17 protein-coding genes and 1 pseudogene are annotated in these 18,852 nt (G+C 71.0%); 7 read left to right on the top strand and 11 right to left on the bottom strand.

What is annotated here, in order from left to right:
- Window positions 1-4: 4 nt before the first annotated feature.
- Window positions 5-958 carry an aminoglycoside phosphotransferase family protein gene (locus tag SPR02S_RS30870; RefSeq protein WP_019060895.1) on the top strand — a complete coding sequence of 318 codons (954 nt, stop codon included), beginning with the start codon at window positions 5-7 and terminating at the stop codon, window positions 956-958.
- On the opposite strand, the gene SPR02S_RS56645 is transcribed toward SPR02S_RS30870, so the two are convergent.
- The 4 genes and pseudogenes from SPR02S_RS56645 to SPR02S_RS56640 form a co-directional block, all read right to left on the bottom strand.
- Window positions 910-2,505, bottom strand: coding sequence for a sensor histidine kinase (locus SPR02S_RS56645; protein ID WP_052347078.1), 1,596 nt, complete (start codon window positions 2,503-2,505; stop codon window positions 910-912). The genes SPR02S_RS30870 and SPR02S_RS56645 overlap by 49 nt on opposite strands.
- Entirely contained in the window at window positions 2,502-3,218 is a 717-nt protein-coding gene (locus SPR02S_RS30860; RefSeq protein ID WP_019060893.1) for a response regulator transcription factor, read from the bottom strand. Before SPR02S_RS30860 ends, SPR02S_RS56645 begins: the two co-directional genes overlap by 4 nt.
- Window positions 3,219-3,234: 16 nt before the next feature.
- Entirely contained in the window at window positions 3,235-4,782 is a 1,548-nt protein-coding gene (locus SPR02S_RS30855) for a streptophobe family protein (protein WP_174447575.1), read from the bottom strand.
- Between the two features lie 251 nt (window positions 4,783-5,033).
- Window positions 5,034-5,773: pseudogene (locus SPR02S_RS56640) on the bottom strand (LLM class flavin-dependent oxidoreductase).
- A gap of 232 nt (window positions 5,774-6,005) precedes the next feature.
- Here SPR02S_RS56640 and SPR02S_RS30845 point away from each other — a divergent pair.
- From SPR02S_RS30845 to SPR02S_RS30830, 4 genes are all read left to right on the top strand, one after another.
- Window positions 6,006-8,189, top strand: coding sequence for an McrB family protein (locus tag SPR02S_RS30845; RefSeq protein WP_043258596.1), 2,184 nt, complete (start codon window positions 6,006-6,008; stop codon window positions 8,187-8,189).
- A 20-nt stretch (window positions 8,190-8,209) separates the two neighbouring features.
- Window positions 8,210-9,469 (top strand): McrC family protein, encoded by a 1,260-nt coding sequence (locus SPR02S_RS30840; protein ID WP_019060889.1) that lies wholly within the window; start codon window positions 8,210-8,212, stop codon window positions 9,467-9,469.
- A 71-nt stretch (window positions 9,470-9,540) separates the two neighbouring features.
- Entirely contained in the window at window positions 9,541-10,581 is a 1,041-nt protein-coding gene (locus tag SPR02S_RS30835; protein ID WP_019060888.1) for a phosphatidylinositol-specific phospholipase C domain-containing protein, read from the top strand.
- A gap of 35 nt (window positions 10,582-10,616) precedes the next feature.
- A complete protein-coding gene (locus SPR02S_RS30830) occupies window positions 10,617-11,174 on the top strand; it encodes a glycoside hydrolase family 25 protein (protein ID WP_019060887.1) in 558 nt (185 codons plus the stop codon).
- Window positions 11,175-11,207: 33 nt separating this feature from the next.
- On the opposite strand, the gene SPR02S_RS30825 is transcribed toward SPR02S_RS30830, so the two are convergent.
- Together SPR02S_RS30825 and SPR02S_RS30820 are read right to left on the bottom strand one after the other, a co-directional pair.
- Window positions 11,208-11,900: an NADPH-dependent F420 reductase gene (locus tag SPR02S_RS30825; protein WP_078623054.1), complete on the bottom strand. Its 693-nt coding sequence runs from the start codon at window positions 11,898-11,900 to the stop codon at window positions 11,208-11,210.
- Between the two features lie 72 nt (window positions 11,901-11,972).
- The gene (locus tag SPR02S_RS30820) at window positions 11,973-12,974 is read right to left on the bottom strand and encodes a zinc-dependent alcohol dehydrogenase family protein (protein WP_019060885.1); all 1,002 of its coding nucleotides are present in this window, start codon (window positions 12,972-12,974) and stop codon (window positions 11,973-11,975) included.
- A 101-nt stretch (window positions 12,975-13,075) separates the two neighbouring features.
- Here SPR02S_RS30820 and SPR02S_RS30815 point away from each other — a divergent pair, with 101 nt between their 5' ends.
- The gene (locus SPR02S_RS30815) at window positions 13,076-13,999 is read left to right on the top strand and encodes an AraC family transcriptional regulator (protein ID WP_026151003.1); all 924 of its coding nucleotides are present in this window, start codon (window positions 13,076-13,078) and stop codon (window positions 13,997-13,999) included.
- Window positions 14,000-14,109: 110 nt separating this feature from the next.
- On the opposite strand, the gene SPR02S_RS30810 is transcribed toward SPR02S_RS30815, so the two are convergent.
- Window positions 14,110-14,322: an EF-hand domain-containing protein gene (locus SPR02S_RS30810; protein WP_019060883.1), complete on the bottom strand. Its 213-nt coding sequence runs from the start codon at window positions 14,320-14,322 to the stop codon at window positions 14,110-14,112.
- Window positions 14,323-14,370: 48 nt separating this feature from the next.
- Window positions 14,371-15,288, bottom strand: a complete 918-nt coding sequence (locus SPR02S_RS30805) for a MerR family transcriptional regulator (RefSeq protein ID WP_019060882.1) — start codon at window positions 15,286-15,288, stop codon at window positions 14,371-14,373.
- A 58-nt stretch (window positions 15,289-15,346) separates the two neighbouring features.
- On the opposite strand from SPR02S_RS30805, the gene SPR02S_RS30800 reads away from it, so the two are divergent.
- Window positions 15,347-15,982, top strand: coding sequence for a GNAT family N-acetyltransferase (locus SPR02S_RS30800; RefSeq protein WP_019060881.1), 636 nt, complete (start codon window positions 15,347-15,349; stop codon window positions 15,980-15,982).
- A 22-nt stretch (window positions 15,983-16,004) separates the two neighbouring features.
- Here SPR02S_RS30800 and SPR02S_RS30795 read toward each other — a convergent pair whose 3' ends face one another.
- The 3 genes from SPR02S_RS30795 to SPR02S_RS30785 all read right to left on the bottom strand — a co-directional run bounded on the left by SPR02S_RS30795 (window position 16,005) and on the right by SPR02S_RS30785 (window position 18,684).
- The gene (locus SPR02S_RS30795; protein ID WP_019060880.1) at window positions 16,005-16,607 is read right to left on the bottom strand and encodes an ADP-ribosyltransferase; all 603 of its coding nucleotides are present in this window, start codon (window positions 16,605-16,607) and stop codon (window positions 16,005-16,007) included.
- Between the two features lie 98 nt (window positions 16,608-16,705).
- Window positions 16,706-17,884 carry a YVTN family beta-propeller repeat protein gene (locus tag SPR02S_RS30790; protein ID WP_019060879.1) on the bottom strand — a complete coding sequence of 393 codons (1,179 nt, stop codon included), beginning with the start codon at window positions 17,882-17,884 and terminating at the stop codon, window positions 16,706-16,708.
- Entirely contained in the window at window positions 17,884-18,684 is an 801-nt protein-coding gene (locus SPR02S_RS30785) for a polysaccharide deacetylase family protein (RefSeq protein ID WP_043258594.1), read from the bottom strand. Before SPR02S_RS30785 ends, SPR02S_RS30790 begins: the two co-directional genes overlap by 1 nt.
- Window positions 18,685-18,852: the final 168 nt, after the last annotated feature.

The following is an 18,852-nucleotide window of genomic DNA, read 5'->3' as shown; positions in this document are numbered from 1 at the left end:
AATAATGACCGTCGACCCCACCCTCGTCCGCAGCCTGCTCGCCGAGCAGTTTCCCGACTGGACCCAACTCCCCCTGAGCCGCCTGGAACCCGCCGGCTCGGACCACGCCATCTACCGGCTCGGCGAGACCATGTCCGTACGGCTGCCCCGGAGCGACTGGGCGGACGGCGAGGCCGCCAAGGAACACACCTGGCTCCCCCTCCTCGCACCCCAACTGCCGCTCGCCGTACCGGAACCGCTCGCACTCGGCGCACCCGGCCGCGGCTACGCGTGGCACTGGTCCGTCACCCGCTGGCTCGACGGCACGACGGCGAGCGTGGACAGCCTCGCCGATCCCGACCTGGCCGCCGGTCAACTGGCCGACTTTCTACGGGCGTTGCAGGCGATCCCCGCCGCCGGGACCCTGCTCCCCGGACCCCATCCCGAGCTGGACCGCGCCCCGTTGGCCGATCGCGACCAGTCGACCCGGGCGGCGATCGAGGCCGTGGCCGGAGTCTTCGACACGGCCGCCCTGACCGAGGTCTGGGACAACGCGCTCGACGCCCCCGCCTGGGACCGCGAACCGGTCTGGTGCCACGGGGACTTCCACACCGGCAATCTGCTCACGGCCGACGGCCGTATCTCCGCCGTCATCGACTTCGGCGGCCTGGGCATGGGTGATCCCGCCTGCGATCTGGTCGTCGCGTACACCTTGCTGTCGGCCACCACCCGCCCGCTCTTCCGCGCCGCGCTCGACGTGGACGACGCCACCTGGACGCGCGGCATGGGCTGGGGCCTGACCACCGGGCTGAACGCGTACACGAGTCAAGCGGCCACCGAACCCCGCGTCGCCCGGCAGACCACCCGCCAGCTCACCGAGGTCCTCACCGAGCACGCGGCACGCACCACGCAGCGCTCAGCACTCGGAGCTCACCCCAACACACCGGCCGGCGCCCGCAGTTCGGAACGATCGGCATGAAGCGGGAGCCGGACTCTGAAGGTCGCCCCCCGCCCGGGCGCCGAGTCGATCTCCACCCGCCCCGCGTGCGCGGTGACCAGGGAGTCGACGATGGCCAGCCCCAGTCCGGCGCCACCGGTGGCGCGCGTACGGGACGTGTCGGCGCGGTAGAAGCGTTCGAAGACGTGGGCGGTCTGGGCCGGGGTGAGCCCCGGCCCCTCGTCCGCCACCTCCAGGACCGCGTCCTCGCCGACCGTGCCCACCCCGATGCGGATCGCGGTGCCGGGCGGGGTGTGGGCGACCGCGTTGCCGACGAGGTTGGTCACGACCTGGCGCAGCCGGGCCTCGTCGGCCAGAGCGGGCGCCGAGACGGGGGCGCCGACGCCGTCCGGGCCGGTGAGCGCGACCGGGCGGGTCGCGTCCAGGGCCCGTACGTCGTGCAGGGCGTCGGCGGCGAGGGTGCGCAGGTCGGTGGGGGCCAGTTCGAGGGCGGGGCCCGGCTCGCCGGTGGTTCCCAGGCTGTGCTCGTCGAAGCGGGCGAGCAGCAGCATGTCCGCCACCAGCCGGGCGAGGCGGTCCGACTCCCGGGCGATACGGGCCATCGTGGCGTCGATGTCCTCCCGGTCCGCGAGGGCGCCCATGCGATGCAGGTCCGTGAGGCCCTTGATGCCGGCCAGCGGGGTGCGCAGCTCGTGGCTGGCGTCGGCGACGAAGCGGGTCATCCGCGCCTCGGACTCCGCGCGGGCGGCGAACGCGGTCTCCAGCTGGGCGAGCATGCCGTTCAGGGCGGTGGCGAGCCGGCCCATCTCCGTGTGCGGGCCCGCGAGTTCGGGCACCCGGCGGGACAGGTCACCGGCCGCGATCTCGGCGGCCGTCTGCTCGATCCGGGTCAGCGGGCGCAGCCCGGAACGCACCGCGAACCAGCCGGCCAGGCCCAGCACCACGAGCAGGCCGAGCCCGGTGGTCTCGTAGATGTGCCACATCCGGTCCACCGTGCCGTCCACCTGGCTCATCGGCGCCGACACGATCACGCTGCCCGCCGCGCGGCCGCCCAGCAGTGTGCGGCCGACGACCCGGGGTACGGCGATCGATCGCCACCGGGTGTCGCCCGAGGTGCCGGCCACGGTGAACGGCTTGCCCGCGCGGGCGGCGACGGCGGACGCGTCCAGCCGGGGCAGGTCGGGTCCCGACGCGTCCTCGGTGCGTTTGGCACCGGCGAGCGAGTCGATGCTGCTCTCGACGGTGCCGTTCTTGGTGACGTACGTGATGACGGGGTTGCCCAGCACCTCGGTGCTGAAGTCGGTGAGGCCGGGCGGCGGTTTCCCGCCGGTGCCGGTCCCGGTCCCGGTCTTGGCCACGGTCGACGGGAGCAGGGCGAACACCTGGGCGGAGGCCCGGAGTTGGGCGTCGACACGGTCCGCCATGTACGAGCGCAGCGCGTTGCCGGTGACCAGGCTGAACGCGGTGAACCCGGCCGTCAGCAGCACCACGGCGATCAGCAGCACCCGGCTCCGCAGCGAGGCCCGCGCCCAAATGACGCGCGGCCGGAGCCAGTTGCGGGCGCTCATGCCCGCGGCCCGCGCAGCACGTACCCGACACCGTGCACAGTGTGGATCAGCTTCGGCCCGCCGTTGTCCAGCTTCCGGCGCAGATAGCTGATGTACGTGTCGACGATCCCGGTGTCGCCGCCGAAGTCGTACTCCCACACCCGCCCGAGGATCTGCGCCTTGCCGACCGTGCGCCCGGCGTTGGTCATCAGGTAGTGCAGCAGCCGGAATTCGGTGGGCGAGAGGCGTATCGGCTCGCCCGCGCGGGTCGTCTGGACGCCCTCCGGGTCGAGTTCGAGGTCGGCCACCCGCAGCAGCGCGGAGGGGGCGCCGCTGGTGCGGCGCAGCACCGCGCCGATCCGGGCGATCAGCTCCTGGAGGTCGAAGGGCTTGGTGACGTAGTCGTCGCCGCCGAGGACGAGCCCCTCGATCTTGTCCTGGGTGGCGTCACGGGCGGTGAGGAACACGACCGGGATGTGCCCCGAGCGGGAGGCCGCTCCGCGCTGCTCGCGCAGCCGCCGGATCACCTCGAAGCCGTCCATGTCGGGCAGCATGATGTCCAGCAGCACCAGGTCCGGCGACACGGCACGGGCCCCGTCGAGGGCCTCCTGCCCCGTGGCGGCCGACGCAACCGTGAAACCCGCGTGCCGCAGCGCCGCGCACAGCAGCTCCCGTACGGTCGGCTCGTCGTCCACGACCAGCAGGTTCACGTCGGTGGTGGTGGGCCGGGACACCTGCGGTCCGGCCCGTTCAACGGTTGCCGAGGGGTGCCTCCAGGGTGCCGGGATCGGTTCCCGGCGCCGGGGAGTGCGGGGACGCGGCCGACGGGGACTTGCGCGCGAGGATACGGCGGGGGGATGTCATTCCTCCGTAAAGGTCCGCTGTGTGCGCCAGGCTCCCCAGGAAGCCCGCCACACCGCCGGCCAGCAGCCCGAACAGCACCGTCCACAGCACGCTGCCGGTCAGCTCGGCCCGCGTACCGCCCATCTCACTGCCGAACATGCTCACCCCGAGGTTCCCGGACGCCCCGGCCAGCCAGACCGCCGAGCCCAGAACGACCGCCGTGACGAGCCCGAACCGCTCGGCCGCCCCGAGGTGCCGGGCGAGCGGGCCGTCGTAGCGGTGCAGCGGGCGGGTGTGCGCCGGGGCCGTGTTCCGGACGGCCACGAAGGCGCAGGTCAGAAGAATGACAGCGGTCACCGCGAGGGCCGCGAGCCACAGCGGCCAGCCGCCCGCCGACAGGCTCCTGAGGTGCTCGGTGCGGGGCTGCTGCTGCGCGGTGGTCTGCTGTCCGCCGCCCAGGGCGCCCATGATCGAGGCGAGCGGGTTGCCGCCCTGGCTCTGCACGGGGTGCGTCGCGGCCGTCCACGGCGTGCCCACGCCCAGCGTGAGCAGCACCGCGAGCGCGTTCGGCGCCAGCAGCAGCGCCCCACCGGCCGCGGTCCCGACCCGCCCACCGACCACCACTCCGACGAACGTGACCAACACCATCGGTACGACGGCCAGGACCAGGAGGGTGCGTACGACGGCGGAGAGACTCGGCGCCCACCCGGGCCGCACCCGGTCCACGGCACCGCCCAGCGGCACCCGCACCCGCACCCGCCGGCTGACCAGGCACCCGAGCGCGAGCACCACGGTCACCCACACCAGCGCGCCGAACACGGTCGAGCCGACATGGACGTCGTACGACATCGTCGTGTCCTGCGAGGAAGCGCTGCCGCCGCCGAACATCCCGCCCAGCGCACCGCCACCGGCGCCCGCCCCGGCGCTCTGTCCACCGCCGAGCCCCTTGCTCATCGCGGAGGCGGGCATGGTGATCGTCCCGTGCGCGAGGGTGGCGACCAGCAGGAACGCGAGCAGCGCGGCCGCCCCGGCACCGGCCGCCCGGGCGCCCAACTCACGTGCGGTGACCTGCCGTTGGCGCAGCCGCCGGGAGAACGCCAGCCACAGCACCAGGGACCCGACCAGCGTCACCCCGAGCGGCATGACCGAGGCCGCCCCGCCCATCGACGGGCTCATGCCGCCCCCGCCACCGCCGAAGAGGCCGGACAGTATCGAACCCATCGACCCCGAACTGCCCGTGCTGTTCGCCGTGTTGACCGAACCGGCGCTCATCGACCCACCAACTGCCATGGCGGCCAAGGCCATTGCCATCGCGACCGGCGATCCGACCGAGCCCGCCCCCAGCAGCCACAGCGCGAGCCACGCCACGGCGGCCATCGCGACGAGTCCGCACAGCGCGGCCGCCGCTCCTTCGAGGGCGCTCGCTCCCGGACCGTCCGGCCTGGGGACGGACACCGGACGGGAAACGGGACGGGACCTTGCGGTCGTAGAGGTAGGAGAGGTACTAGAGGCAGGCATCGCGGGGACCCTCCGGAGCGGTTCGGGGACGTCGTCCGCACAAGGTGGCGTACGCGTTTGCCGGGTTCCGGAGAGGTTCTGGGAGGTTTCTGAGAGTCGGCGCGGACCGGGCGCAGGTCACGGGCGCGGGGCGGCCCGCATCCGGCGCGGGTTCCCAGGAAGTTCCCAGACGTGCCGCGCGCGGCCCGCTATCCGAACGCGGGCAGCACCTCCCGCTCGAACAGCCGCAGGCTCGACCACGCGAGATCCATCGGCATGCCCCCGCACAGCGGATGGAATTGCCTGAACGGCGTTGGCACGGCCTTGAGTTCGGTCAGGAACCGCTCGGGTGCGAGGACCCGGTACTGGTCGCCGCACCGCAGCTCGGCCAGCCCCTCGGCCGTACGGAAGGGCGCGGCCACGTCGTCCTGGGCCTGCCATTCGCCGTAGGCGTTGGTCTCGTGCAGGAAGAACGGCGCCATCCGCTCCCAGCCCTCGTCGGGGTCCTCGGCGAGGGCCACCACTTGGTTCGGCCCGATCGGGCTGGGACCGGGGTCGGGGCGGCCCAACTTGCCGACCTCGTCGCGGTAGTACTCCCACACCTCGGGCACGGAGGGGACGAACCCGTCGGCGATCCGGGCGGCCCGGCGCGCGGCCGGTTCGCTGCTGCCGCCGAGCAGGACGGCAGGGCCGCCGGGCCGGTACGGCGCGGGCGTGACGCGCACCGTGCGGCCCCGATAGCTGAGTCGAGAACCGTCAACTCCTCGGCCAGGCGCAGCGGATCGTGGAAGGGCGCGATCAACGCGGCGATCAGGAAGCGGACTTGCTTGGTGCGGGCGGCCATCGCCGCGAGCATCTGGACCGGGCTGGGCAGATAGCCGTCCGCGGAGCCGTGGTGCTCGGACACGGTGATCCGCGCACACCCGAGCCCGTCGGCCCACTCGGCCATGTCGAGGGCGGCCGCGTACCGGTCGGCCATGGCCGTACCGGCCGACTCCGGGTTGCGGAAGTCGAAGCGAAGAGCCAACCCCATACCAGGACGATTCATTGAAGGAGAATATTGTTCTCACTTAACAGAACACAATGTACTGGAAACAAGAACAGACTTATCGTCGACCGTGCGACCGCGCCACCAGGACCCCTTCTACTGTGGGCACTTCAAGCACCAGGGGGTGGACGTCGTGGCAGAACGGTCCGAGGGCGCCGAGGTCGTGGCGGCGGTGCAGCGCGTGTTCCGGGACGGGCTGCTGAGCGGGCGGTCCGCGTTCATGCCGGAGTGGGAGGCGTGGACCGAGCGGACGGCGGCCGATCTGCGCGTCCGCTTCGTGGACCACCCGGACGAGTCCTCGGACACGTTCCTGGTCAAGCTGCGCCGCCAGCTCGACGGCGCGCCGGACGAGACGATCGCGCTGGCGGCCGAGCTGCTGTTCGTGAACATGGCGCCGCTGGTGCCGGAGCAGATAGGGCTGGCCAAGAAGCGCGAGATCATCGGCGAGGTGCTGTCCTGGGCCGACCGGCCGGTGACGATCCCTGCCGATCTGGAGAGTGGTCTGGGCGGGTTCATCCACGGCGGCCAGGGCTTCCTGAACTACCGCTGGGCGCAGTTCCAGATCCTGGTCCTGCTGGTGGAGCGGCTCGCCGGACTGCGCCCGGCGGAACGGGAGTTGGTCCTGGACAACCCGTGGACGTTCCGCGCCGAGTGCTTCGCGGTCCAGGAGTCGGAGGGGCACAAGAAGGGGCGCGCGCAGATCCACGTCCTGCTGCATCTGCTCTTCCCAGACGTGTTCGAGCCCATCGCCAGCATTTATCACAAGCAGGAGATTCTCGGCGCCTTCACCGACGACCTGCCCGAACCGACCGGCGACCAGGACCGCGATCTGCTCGCGCTCCACCAAGCCCTGGAGGCGCGGTCCGGAGAACCGGTCGACTTCTACGCCGAGCCCTGGCAGGGCCGTTGGCGGCGGCGCGCGGCCGAGCACGCGCAACGCGGCTGGCTGGTGCGCGGATACAACGTCGACGGCACCAACTTCATACCGTCCTGGCTCGCGCACGGCTACTGCTCCCTGTCCTGGCGGGAGATGCCGGACATCCCCGCCGACTCCTCCAAGCCGCAGGTCCAGCGCGCGGTCGCGGAGGCGATGCCCGACGCCAGCGCCCAGCTCCGCGGCCAGGCGACCTACCAACTGCACGCGTTCCTCTCGGTGATGAAGCCCGGCGACGTGATCGTCACCGTCACTCCGAACGACGTCCACGTCGGCACCCTCCAGGGTCCGCCGACGTACGACCTCTCCGACGGACCCGACAACTCCCGCCGCCGTACGGTGCGTTGGGCCACGGCCGACCGGCCGCTGCGGCGCACCCAGCTGCCCGAGGCGGTGCAGGCCCAACTGACCCGGCCACCGACGGTCTACGACATCAGCAGCGTGGCCGCCGAACTGGCCGAGCAGGCCGGTCTTGAGAACGTGGTGGCCGAGGAGCTGATCAAGGTCGATGTCACCAAGCAGCTCGAACTGCCCTCCGTCACCGAGGAGTTGGCGGCACAGCTGCTGATGCCGCAGGACTGGCTGCGGGAGACCGCCGAACAGCTCCAGGAACAGCGGCAGTTGGTCTTCCACGGGCCGCCCGGCACCGGGAAGACGTATCTCGCCCGCGCGCTGGCCCGCCATCTGGCCGGTCCCGACCGGGTGGAACTCGTGCAGTTCCACCCCTCGTACACCTACGAGGACTTCTTCGAGGGGTTCCGGCCGGTCCGGGGCGAGAACAGCTCGGTGGTGTTCGACGTGGTGCCGGGCCCGCTGAAGCTGCTGGCGGAGCGGGCCCGCACGGACCCGTCGAACCCGTACATCCTGATCATCGACGAGATCAACCGGGCCAACCTGGCGAAGGTCTTCGGCGAGCTGTACTTCCTGCTGGAGTACCGCGAGGAGCCGGTGACCACGCAGTACAGCCCGGACAACCCGTTCCATCTGCCGGGGAATCTCTTCGTCATCGGGACGATGAACACGGCGGACCGTTCGATCGCGCTGGTGGACGCGGCGATGCGCCGCCGCTTCGCGTTCCGCCGCCTGTCGCCCGAGCTGCCGCCTGTGCAGGGCCTGTTGGCGCGCTGGCTGCGCGCCCGCGAGCTGCCCGACACGGCGGCCCGGCTGCTGGACGCGCTCAACTCCCGGCTGGGCGACGCCGATCGCGCCATCGGGCCGTCGTACCTGATGAAACCGGCGGCGGCCCGCCCTGAGGGCCGCGACCTCATCTGGCGCACCCAGATCCTGCCCCTCCTGGAGGACCAGCTCTACGGCACCGGCATCGACGTCGAGGAGGAGTACGGGCTCGCCGCGCTGAACGCCGCCACGGCGGAGGAGCGTTGAGCGCCGCCCCCGGAAGAACAGTGAACAGCGCCACCGACCCACTGCACCTCACCGTCGACGAGACCGGCCCCGGTGTGGTGCGCGAGCTGACCGGCGATCAGCTCGCCGCGCTGCTCGGCGTGCCCGGACTGGTGCGGCTGAGCCCCGCCACCGGCGGCCGATGGCGGCTGACCGGAAACCAGAAGGCCGGCCTGGTCCGTCTCCGCACCCCCTCCGGCGGCGCGATCCAGCTCCATCTGCGCCCCAAACTCCCGGTCCGCAACCTGCTGTTCCTGCTCTGCTACGCGCCCGCCGACCCCTGGCTCCGCGACACGGTCGAGGCGGCCGAGGCCGACGACCTGCTGCCCGCCCTCGCCGACCTCCTCGCCCGCGTCACCCGCCGCACCCTGGACGCGGGTGTGCTGCACGGCTACCGCACGGTCGAGGAGGAACTCCCCCTGATCCGGGGCCGGATCCGCACGGCGGACCAACTGCGCCGCGTCGGCCTCCCGCTCCCCATCGCCGTCCGCTACGACGACCACACCCCGGACATCGCCGAGAACCGCATCCTGCTCGCGGCCCTGCACCGCGCCGCCCACCTGCCCCAACTCCCCCCGCACACCGGCCTCGCCCTGCGCCACCTCGCCCAGCACCTCACCGGCGTCCACCTGCTGCCGCCCGGCACACCGCTCCCCCGCTGGACCCCGAACCGCCTCAACTCCCGCTACGCGCCCGCGCTTCGGCTCGCGGAACTGCTGCTGTCCGGCCGCTCGGTGCGCCCCACGGGCCAACTCCCCACCTCGGCCGACGGGTTCGTGCTCGACATGCCGGCCGTCTTCGAACGCTTCCTCACCCTGGCGCTCACCGACACCCTGGCCCGCCGAGGGGTCCGCTGCGCCGCCCAGGAACAGCACCATCGCCTCGACCAGGCAGGGCACGTCCGGCTGCGCCCGGACCTCGTCCTGTACCGCGCGGGCCGCACGGTGTCGGTCGTGGACGCCAAGTACGCCGCCCGGCACTTCCCCGCGCCACCCACCGAGCACCTCTACCAACTCCTCGGCTACTGCACGGCGTTGGGCCTCACGGACGGCCACCTCGTCTACGCGGCGACGACCCGGGACGGACCGACGGAGCACGTCGTCCGGCGCGTGGGCATCACCGTCACGGCCCACGCCCTGGACCTCGACAGGCCACCCGCCGAACTGCTCACCGCGGTCTCCGAACTGGCCGACCGGATCACGGCCGCACCGGAAACGGGCCGTGCGGAAGCTGATGTTCCTCCAGGGGCTACCGGACAGTAACCGCTCCCCTCTACGCTGCTGCCGCCAACAAGGCTCCAACTAGGCCACGGCGAAGGGGACTTGAGAGACTCATGAAGGCGATAAGACGGCTGGCGGCACTGCTGGGCACGACGGCCCTGCTGCTGACGGGGGCCGCGGGCAACGCCCACGCGGCGGCGGCGAAGTTCTCCGAGACGACGACGATCGGGACGCACAACGCGTACGAGAAGGACAAGTACACGTACTGGGCGCAGGCGTTGGACTCCGGGGCCTCACTGCTCGAACTGGACGTCTACGTCGACAGCTTGAGCAAGCGCTGGCGGGTCAGCCACAGCGACCTGTTCGCCAACGACAACAACTGCGAGTACGCGAGCACCCCCGCCGACCTGTACAGCAAGGACCGCAACCAGGACCTCGGCAGCTGCCTGGACAACATGGCCGCCTGGAACACCCTGCACCCGGACCACGCTCCCGTCATCATCAAGGTGGAGATGAAGGTGGGCTTCAACCAGACCATCGGCCTGGGCCCGACCGCCTTCGACACCCTGGTCTCGCAGAAGCTCGGCAGCAGCGTCTACAAGCCGTCCGACCTCCTCGGCTCCTCCTACTCCACGCTCGACGCGGCGGCCAAGGCGAACGCGTGGCCCTCCCGTGACGACCTCAAGGGCAAGTTCATCTTCGAACTGATCCCGGGCACGGTCGAGCAGGCCAACCCGTTCGACAGCTACTGGACGGACCAGGAGTACGGCGACCATCTGCGCGACCTGTACGCGGCCGGCACGATCGCCCAGGCGCAGGCCTTCCCGGCGGTGCTGGGCGCGGCCAACGGCGATCCCAGGGCGACCCGTTGGACCTCGGACACGTCGATCCGCCCGTGGTTCATCTTCTTCGACGGTGACGCGGCGACGTACGTCAACAACGGATACGACACCTCGTTCTACTCCACGAACCACTACATCCTGATCATGACGGACGCGTACGCGGTGGCCCCGGCGATCTCCTCAACCGCCCCGACAGACGCGGAAGTCGCCGCCAAATTGGCACTATTGGCAGCGGATCACGCAAGTGTGATCACTTCTGACTGGTCGGCGAAATCGGCGTCAGTACTGTCGTCGGTGGCCACCAGAACCTGAGGTTCCGGATCCGGGGGACGGGGCACAAGTCCCCCATGTTGCATGGCATCGACGTAAGCGCGTTCCAGTCCACCGCGTACGACACGGACGGCTCCTCCTTCGTCTTCATCAAGGCGACGGAGGGCCATTCGTACGTCAACCCCAGACTCACCGCCCAGACGAAAACGGGCCGTGACGCGGGACTGGTCGTCGGTTTCTACCACTTCCTCTGGCCGGGCGACATCACGGCCCAGGCGGATTACTTCGTGAGCAAGGCCCCTGAAAAAGCAGGCGACTTGCTGGCCGTCGACTGGGAGACGACAGGCGACGGCACCCACGCCACGAACGCGGAGAAGGACAGCTTCATCCGCAAGGTGAAGTCCCTCCGCCCGAACAACCGGGTGATCCTCTACTGCAACCGCAGCTTCTGGCTGAACCTCGACAAGACGTCCTACGCGGGCGACGGCCTGTGGATCGCCGATTACACGACGGCCGGCAAGCCCCGCATCAAGGCGGACTGGAAGTTCCACCAGTACACGTCGGACCCGCACGACAAGGACGTGGCGGACTTCGCGAGCAAGGCGGCGTTGAAGACGTGGGCCGCGAGCGCCTGAGTCACGGGCGGTCGCGGCCCCACTCCATGTTTCTCAGCCCTTGAAGTCCCCGGTCCGCTCCGGCGAAGCCTCCGCCAGCCCCTTCACGATCGCGTCCACGCCCTCCCGCAGCCCGTACACCGGCGTCCCCGGCTGCTGCCGCCAGGACTCGTCGAGCGTGCCCGAGTCGACGGTGTCGAAGCCGAGGTCGTCGATCAGGGCCCTGACGACACGCTTCGCCGCCTCGTCGTCGCCGGCCACTGGGAGGGCGAGGCGGTCGGGGGCGCCGGCCGGGCGGTGAGCGTCGAGGATGTCCTGGGCGTAGGTGCCGTTGAAGGCCTTGATGACGGTGTGGCCGATCCGCTGCGCGACCCAACGGCTCTCGGTGAGGCCCTCGTCGAGGATCGCGGCGATCCGGCCGTCCCGCCCGGGGTAGTAGTTGTTGGTGTCGATGACCGCGACGTTCGCCGCCGCGCCGTCGAGGAAGCCCTTGGGCAGGTTCGCGACCGCCTTCAGCGGGATGGTGACCACGACGACCTCGGCCCCGTTCGCCGCCTCCTCGACCGGTATTGGGGTCGCACCCGTCTCCTCGGCCAGCGCGGTGAGCGTCTGCGGGCCGCGCGAGTTGGCGACGGAGACGTCGTGCCCGAGCGCGGTGAGCCGCCGGGTGAGGTTGCCGCCGATGTTGCCCGCACCGATGATGCCGATCTTCATGACAGACCCTTCGCCGATCCAGAATTCATGCATGCGCATGCTTCTGGTGGCCTCAACCCGGGTCGGTCGTCGGCTATTCCGGTTCCTCGACCGTTCGGCAGATCCTCAGATCCGTACGACGATCTTGCCCGTATGGGCGTTCGACTCCATCAGCCGGTGAGCGTCCCGGATAGAGTCCAGGCCCTCGAAGACCTCTCCCACGACCGGCCGGAAACCGCCGTCCGTCAGGCCCGCGTCGAGGAACGCGGCGGCACGGCGGCGCCCGTCGGCCGTCCCGGTCAGGGCCATGTTGGCGTAGGCGTGGATCGTGAGCGGCCAGTTCCAGGGCAGCTCGGCGGGGCCGGGGTCCAGCCAGCCGTAGACGACCAACGAACCGCCCGGCGCGAGCGCGCCGGCGAGCGGGCGGAAGCCGGGGCCGCCGATCGCGTCGAAGATCACCTCGACGCCCCGGCCCCCGGTGAGCCGTCCGACCTCCTTCGCCACGCCCTCCGCTCCGGACTCGCCGGAGACGATCACGTCCTCCGCGCCCAGCGCCAGGAGCCGCTGCCGCTTCGCCTCGGTGCGGGTGGTGGCGAGCGGGATCGCGCCGATACGACGGGCGACCTGGATCGCCGCGGTACCGACGCCACTGGACGCACCGGTGATCAGGACCCGGTCACCCGGCCTGAGGCCGGCCGTCTCCAGCAGCGCTCCGTACGCCGTGGTGTACGTCAGCCAGGCCGCGGCCCCGGTGACGGCGTCGACGGTGGCGGGGCGCCGTAGCACGGCGGTCGCGGGCAGGACGATCTGCTCCGCGTACACGCCCTGGCTGCTCATCTCGATGCCCGGGCCCGTCAACACCGGGTCTCCTACGGCGAGTTCGGTCACGCCCTCGCCGACAGCGGTGACGAGGCCCGCGGCCTCGTAGCCGAGCCGGGAGGCGGGCAGTGACGGCTGGTAGTAGTAAGTGCCCGCGCGGAACAGGGCTTCGGCGCGATTCAGCCCCAACGCCTCCACGCGCAGGGCGACTTGGCCGGGAGCGGGGTCCGGGACGGCGGTGTCCTCGACGCGCAGGACCGCGGGGCCGCCGATCTCGTGAAAGAGCACGGTGCGTGCGGTGGTTGGCATGACGTCGACGCTAGGCGTCGGTCACGAGACGATCCATGTCCTTCGGTCTCCGATTCATGTCCGCCCGTCTTCGCCTCCAACACACGGGCTACGGTGCGGAGATGGACGTACTCAGTGACGCCGTCGCCGCGATGCGCACCGGACGGCCGCACTCCTCGCGCCGGGACAGGTACGCGCCCTGGGGGATGCGTTTCGAGGCCTCGGACGGAGCCGGGTTCCATGTGGTGCTGCGGGGCTCGGGCTGGGTGATCCCGGCCGAGGGCGAGCCGGTGGCGCTCGGGCCCGGTGACGTGGTGTTCCTGGCGCACGGGCGCGGGCACACGCTGGCCAGTGGGCTCGATGTACCGGTGGCGGAGATGCGGCTGCGCGCGGACGGCAGCTGGCCCCAACCGCCCTCCCCCGCACGGGAGTCGGCACCCCCGGACGCGGTCCTGCTGTGCGGCGCCTATCTGCTGGACCGGGCCCGCGCCCACCCCCTGCTCACCGAGCTGCCCGAGGTGGTCCACCTGCCCGCCCGGGTCGGCGCCCACCGGTCGCTGCGGGCGGCGGTGGAGCTGCTCGGCACGGAACTGGAGGAACCTCAGCCGGGCTCGGACACCATCGTCGGCTCGCTCCTCGACACCCTGCTGCTGTACATCCTGCGCGCCTGGTGGCTGGACGGGCGGCACGGCTGCGGGCACCCCACGGGCTGGGCGGCGGCGCTCGCGGACCCGGCGATCGCGGCGGCCCTCCACGCGGTGCACGCCGACCCGGCCCGCCCGTGGACGGTCGAGGAACTCGGCACCCGGGCCGGCCTGTCCCGCGCCGCCTTCGCCCGCCGGTTCGCGACCCTGGTGGGCAGACCACCGCTGACGTATGTGACGTGGTGGCGGATGATCACCGCGGGGCGGCTGCTGCGCGAGGAGGACATACCGCTCCGGCTGGTGGCCCAACGAACCGGCTACACCTCGGAGTTCGCGTTCGCCAAAGCGTTCATGCGGGAGTACGGGGTGGCACCGGGGACATACCGGAAGCGAGCCTCCTAGGCCGCTCCTAGGCCGTGTCCGCGAAGTCCCGTCGCCCGGGCATGACGGAAGGGGCGCCCGTCCACCGTAGGACGGGCGCCCCTTCCGCTCAGACGGAGGTCACTCTCGGGTCACTTGTTCAGGTGGGCCCAGAACTCGTCGAACGACAGGACCTTGTCCCCGTTGAGGTCCCGGCTCTTGATGATGGCCTCGGCGACCGTCTCGGTGACGTTCCAGTCGCCTCCCTGGGCCAGGGCGGTCTTGAACTCGGCCGCGGTGATGAAGCCGTCACCGTCCGTGTCGATCCGCTGGAAATGCTTGCGTGCTTCCTCGATGTCCGCCACCGGATCCGCCCCTTCGTAACGCTTTACTGCCTGTTGACGGAGGCCAGACTAACCGGCCGCACGAGCCCGCAGCGCGGCGACCACCCAGGCGAACTCCGGCCGGTGCGCCGCCGCGGGCCCGCCGCCCTTGACCGTGGCCAGCAACTCCCGGTAGCGGGCGAGCCGTTCGTTGGACGCCGACTCCATCCGTTCGAGTACGACGGCCGGGTCGCCGCCGTCGCCGAGCACCTCCCCCAGGATCGCGTCCGCCTCCGGCGACTCGGGGGCGATCCCCCGCTCCCTGGCCTCCGCGCCCAGCTGCACCAGCCGCATGGGGAACCAGGTGGACCGGCCGCGGACGGCGGCGCGCTCCTGGTCCGAGGCGTTGAACTCGACGGCCTTGCGCATCTGCGCCCGGAACTCCGGGTCCTGCACCATCTCCGCCAACTCCACCCAGGCGTCGACCTGTTCGGGGGTCGGATCGTCCGGCAGGTCCACCGCGATGGAGCGCATCCGCTCCTCGATGGCCGGATCGACGGTGTCGAGCCCGTGGAACAGCTCCTCCACGAACTCCTCCATGATTCGCCTGCGTTCGGCCGCCGACAGCCGTGCCAGCTTGTTCATCAACGTCATCTCCTCCGCGGTCGAACCGCGTCTCGCGACGGTCGACAGCACCGCACGGGTCACCCTCAGCGACCTGATCTGCGCGTCCAGCGCCACCACATGCGCGGCGGCCACCTCCGCGACCGTCGTCTCACCGGCCAGCACCTTGCGTACGTCGTCCAGGCCGAGGCCCAACTCGCGCAGGGTGCGGATCAGTTCGAGACGGGCCGCGCACTCGGCGTCGTAGAGCCGATAGCCGCCCGCGGAGCGGGTCACCGGGGTGAGCACGCCCTCGTCCGACCAGTAGCGGATGGTGCGCACGGTCAGTCCGGTGGATCTGGCCAGCTCCCCGATGGTGAGGAGTCCGGTGCCGTCGTCGATCATGTCTGTGAGTGTGGGCCTTCCAGTGGGTGGAGACTCAAGCGGCGCAAGGAGTTTGGTGATGGAGACTCTTCGGGACATTCTCGATGCGGTGGCCCGGGACGACCTCCCCCCGGCGGACGGCCGCGTGACCGTCGTACCGCAGATGTCCGAGCGGGACGCGGGGGTCCTCGCCTTCACCGCGCACGCGGTCGTCTTCATCGACGAGGATCCGCAGTGGGTCCACGACACCCTGGCCGCCGTGCCGTGCGACGCGCTCGCGGCGCCGATGAACCCGTGGTTCCTGATGGCCCTGCTGGAGCGGACGGGCCGTCGTGCGGAGACGATCGACGCGATGCTCGTGGGTACCCCGCTGCCGGGCGAACCCCCGCTCCCCCTGCGGGAGATCACGGACGGCGACCATCCGCGCATCGTGTACGCCCGCGGCCGGCGCGACGACGTGCGCGCGTGGACGACGGAGGGCGGTGTGGTGGTGCTGGGCCGCGGGGTCGGGGGCCGGCTCGAGGTCTCCGTCGAGATCGACGAGGACGTACGGCACCGGGGGCTGGGGCGGGCCCTGGTGGCCGCCGCCCGTCACCTCACCGACGAGCCGCTGTGGGCGCAGGTCGCGCCGGGGAACGCCCGCTCCATGCGGGCGTTCCTGGCGGCGGGCTACCGTCCGGTGGGTGCGGAGGCGGTGCTGCTCAGCGCCACATAGGCGTCACAGCGCGCCCTGGGCGTCAGTGCCACGGGCGGTAGTTCGGGTTGCTCTCGCAGTCGCTCATGATCTCGACCTTGGTCTTCTTGTCGACCGGGCAGACACCGATGATGTACTGCCGCTGGATACCGCCGGGGAAGGCGACCTCGACCTGGTCGGCCCACTTGTGGGTATCGCCGATGGTCTTGTTGACGTCCACGCCTGCCGGGGCGTCGATGTAGTAGTTGTAGCCCGACTTGTACCAGGTCTTGTACAGGTCGTGGTCGTAGGTCGTCGAGACGTACGGCGAGGGCTGGTTGACGAGGACGTACTTCTCGATGTCGTACTGGCCGTTGACGACGTCCTTGGGGGCGAAGCCCTGGTCGAAGACGATCGCCGGGCCGCGGCTGTCGCTGCGGTAGAGGGTGCCGCAGGTGGTGCGCCAGACCGGGTCCGGGGTGATGCGGCTGATGTCCACGCGCTGGTCGACGGCGGCCATCGCGGGGTCGGCGACCACGGGACAGGCCGGGGCGGCGGCGACCCTGGCCGGGGTGTGGGTGGGGACGGTGGCGGCGGTGGTGGCGAAGACGGCCGCGAGGGACAGGGCGGCGGCAGCGACTCGTCGCCGCAGGTGAATCGTGATCATGCGGGGCACGATCCCGGTTCCGCGGCGACGAATCGCGGATCATCACCCGTATGGGGGCGTGTCCAACTGACCGGATTTCAGTCTGCTTTGGGATCCGGTCAGCGGAAGATGCCCGTGTGGCCCAGTGAGTACCGGCCCGGCTGCGGGTACACCGCGAGCCCATGGGGACCCCCGCCGACTTTGATGCGGGCGAGCTGGGTGCCGGTGCGGGTGTCGATGGCGTAGACCTCGGAGTTGTAGCGGCCGGAGAGCCAGAGGACCTTTCCGTCGGCCGAGACGCCGCCCATGTCGGGGCTGCCGCCGTTCGGGAGATGCCACTTCTTGGTGAGCTTGTTCTTCGTGAAGTCGAAGAGGGAGATGGTGCCTTCGCCGCGGTTGGAGATGTACATCTCGCGCGAGTCCCGGCTGATGTACAGGCCGTGGCAGCCCTTGCCGGTGGGCAGGAAGTCCGGCTTGGCGAAGGTGTCGCCGTCCAGGACCCACATGCCGTTGGCCATCATGTCGGCGATGTAGAACTTCTTGCCGTCGGGCGAGATCTTGACGTCCTGCGGCATCGAGCCGTGGAACGGCAGTTTCTGCTGCCCGATGACCTTCATCTTCTCGGTGTCGACCTTGAGCAGCTCACCGCTGAACTCGCAGGAGACGATGAAGTACCGCCCGTCCGGGGAGAAGTCGGCGTGGTTGACGCCGTAGCAGCCGACGTGGACCGCCTTCACCGTCTTCATCGTGTGCGCGTCCCGGAACACCAACTGCCGGTCCAGCGAGGCCATGACGATCGCGTACTTGCCGTTGGGCGTGAAGTACAGGTTGTACGGGTCGTGCACGTCAACGGGCTTGCCCGCCTTGCCCGTTCGCGGGTCGATCGGGGTGAGGGTGTTGCCCCGGTCGTTGTTGACCCACAGGGTCTTCAAGTCCCAGGAGGGGACGACGTGTTGGGGCTGGGCGCCGACCGGGATGGTCTCGATGACCCTGTACGTCTTCGGGTCGATCACCGAGACCGTGTTGGAGTTGGTGTTGGGGACATAGACCCGCGACGGGAAGTCCCGTACGACCGGGGAGAGTTGGTTGGGGCGGTCGGCCGCGTACACGTCGGCCGGGTCGAGCACCGGTGGCATACCGGGCAGCGCCCGCGCGACCTGCGGCTTCTTCTCCTGCTGCGGCTGGAGCGCGGCCTGGGTGCCGAGGGCCTCGTCGGCGTGGTCCTGCGAGCCGCAGCCGGCGAGGGCGGCGAGGGTGATCCCGGCGATGAGGGCGCGGGCAAGGGGGATGTGTCGCATCAGCTCAGCAGCTCCGTGGTCGTCACCGCGCGCAGTCCGCGGCGGTCGAGTTCTTGCAGTACGGCGGGGAGCGCGGCGACCGTGTCGGCGTATCCGAAGTGCATGCTCACGACCGACCCGTTGCGGACCTCGGCGAGCACCTTGCGGGTGACGGCGGGGGCGCCCGGCTCGGTGAAGTCGAGGGAGTCGACGTCGTAGGACAGCACGTGCGGGTAGCCCACGCGGTGGGTCAGGCGCTGGACGAGCGGGGACGCGGCCGGGGCGCGCGAGGGCCTGAACCAGGTGCCGATCGAGCCGGTGAGCCGCTTGAGGCGCTCGGCGCAGCCGGTGATCTCGGCGCGGGCGTCGGCCTCGGACAGGGTGTTGACGGCGATGTGCCGCTGGGTGTGGTTGCCGAGGTCGTGGCCGCCGTCGAGGATGCGGCGGGCCATCCCGGGGTGGGTGTCGAGCCAGGTCCCGACCGCGAGGACGGTGACATGGGCGCCGTGTTTCTCGGCCTCGGTGAGGAGGGCGGTGGCGATCTCGGGGTCGCCCTGGCCGTGGAAGGTGAGCGCGATCCGGGGGCGGTCGCGGGGTCCGTGGGTGATCTGCGCGGGCTGGTGGGGGAAGGCGCGGGGAGCGGGGGCGGTGGGCGGCGTCGCCCTGGCGGCGGGCGCGGGTCCGCCGGCGGAGGCGTGGGTAGCGACGGGGGCTGCGGTGGAGCCGGTCGTGGCACATCCGGCGGCAAGAGCGCCCCCGGCGACGAGCCCGGCACCCGCACGCAACGCCGTACGGCGATCGGTCGTGGTCACCCGCCCCATTTAAGGGGCGCCGAGTAAGAAACCGGGGCATTAACCCGTTCGGGGGACGAGCCCGGGTCGCGCCAAGAACGAAGGCCCGCGACAGGGTTCGCAGCCGACCAGAAACAATCAACTCCGGTCCAGCAGCACCCCCTAAGGGGCGCGGGGCTGTATCGATTTGCGGCTCCG

It is taken from the genome of Streptomyces prunicolor NBRC 13075 (assembly GCF_000367365.1).
Taxonomy (GTDB): Bacteria; Actinomycetota; Actinomycetes; order Streptomycetales; family Streptomycetaceae; genus Streptomyces; species Streptomyces prunicolor.
Note: the sequence above shows the minus strand (reverse complement) of the source record. Positions and strands in the feature narration are given on the sequence as shown.

Coding starts and splice junctions, on each gene's coding strand:
- SPR02S_RS30870 (WP_019060895.1), top strand. CDS start 5: ATGACCGTCGACCCCACCCTCGTCCGCAGCCTGCTCGCCGAGCAGTTT.
- SPR02S_RS56645 (WP_052347078.1), bottom strand. CDS start 2,505: ATGAGCGCCCGCAACTGGCTCCGGCCGCGCGTCATTTGGGCGCGGGCC.
- SPR02S_RS30835 (WP_019060888.1), top strand. CDS start 9,541: ATGAAGGCGATAAGACGGCTGGCGGCACTGCTGGGCACGACGGCCCTG.
- SPR02S_RS30830 (WP_019060887.1), top strand. CDS start 10,617: ATGTTGCATGGCATCGACGTAAGCGCGTTCCAGTCCACCGCGTACGAC.
- SPR02S_RS30825 (WP_078623054.1), bottom strand. CDS start 11,900: ATGCATGAATTCTGGATCGGCGAAGGGTCTGTCATGAAGATCGGCATC.
- SPR02S_RS30820 (WP_019060885.1), bottom strand. CDS start 12,974: ATGCCAACCACCGCACGCACCGTGCTCTTTCACGAGATCGGCGGCCCC.
- SPR02S_RS30815 (WP_026151003.1), top strand. CDS start 13,076: ATGGACGTACTCAGTGACGCCGTCGCCGCGATGCGCACCGGACGGCCG.
- SPR02S_RS30805 (WP_019060882.1), bottom strand. CDS start 15,288: ATGATCGACGACGGCACCGGACTCCTCACCATCGGGGAGCTGGCCAGA.
- SPR02S_RS30800 (WP_019060881.1), top strand. CDS start 15,347: ATGGAGACTCTTCGGGACATTCTCGATGCGGTGGCCCGGGACGACCTC.
- SPR02S_RS30795 (WP_019060880.1), bottom strand. CDS start 16,607: ATGATCACGATTCACCTGCGGCGACGAGTCGCTGCCGCCGCCCTGTCC.
- SPR02S_RS30790 (WP_019060879.1), bottom strand. CDS start 17,884: ATGCGACACATCCCCCTTGCCCGCGCCCTCATCGCCGGGATCACCCTC.
- SPR02S_RS30785 (WP_043258594.1), bottom strand. CDS start 18,684: ATGGGGCGGGTGACCACGACCGATCGCCGTACGGCGTTGCGTGCGGGT.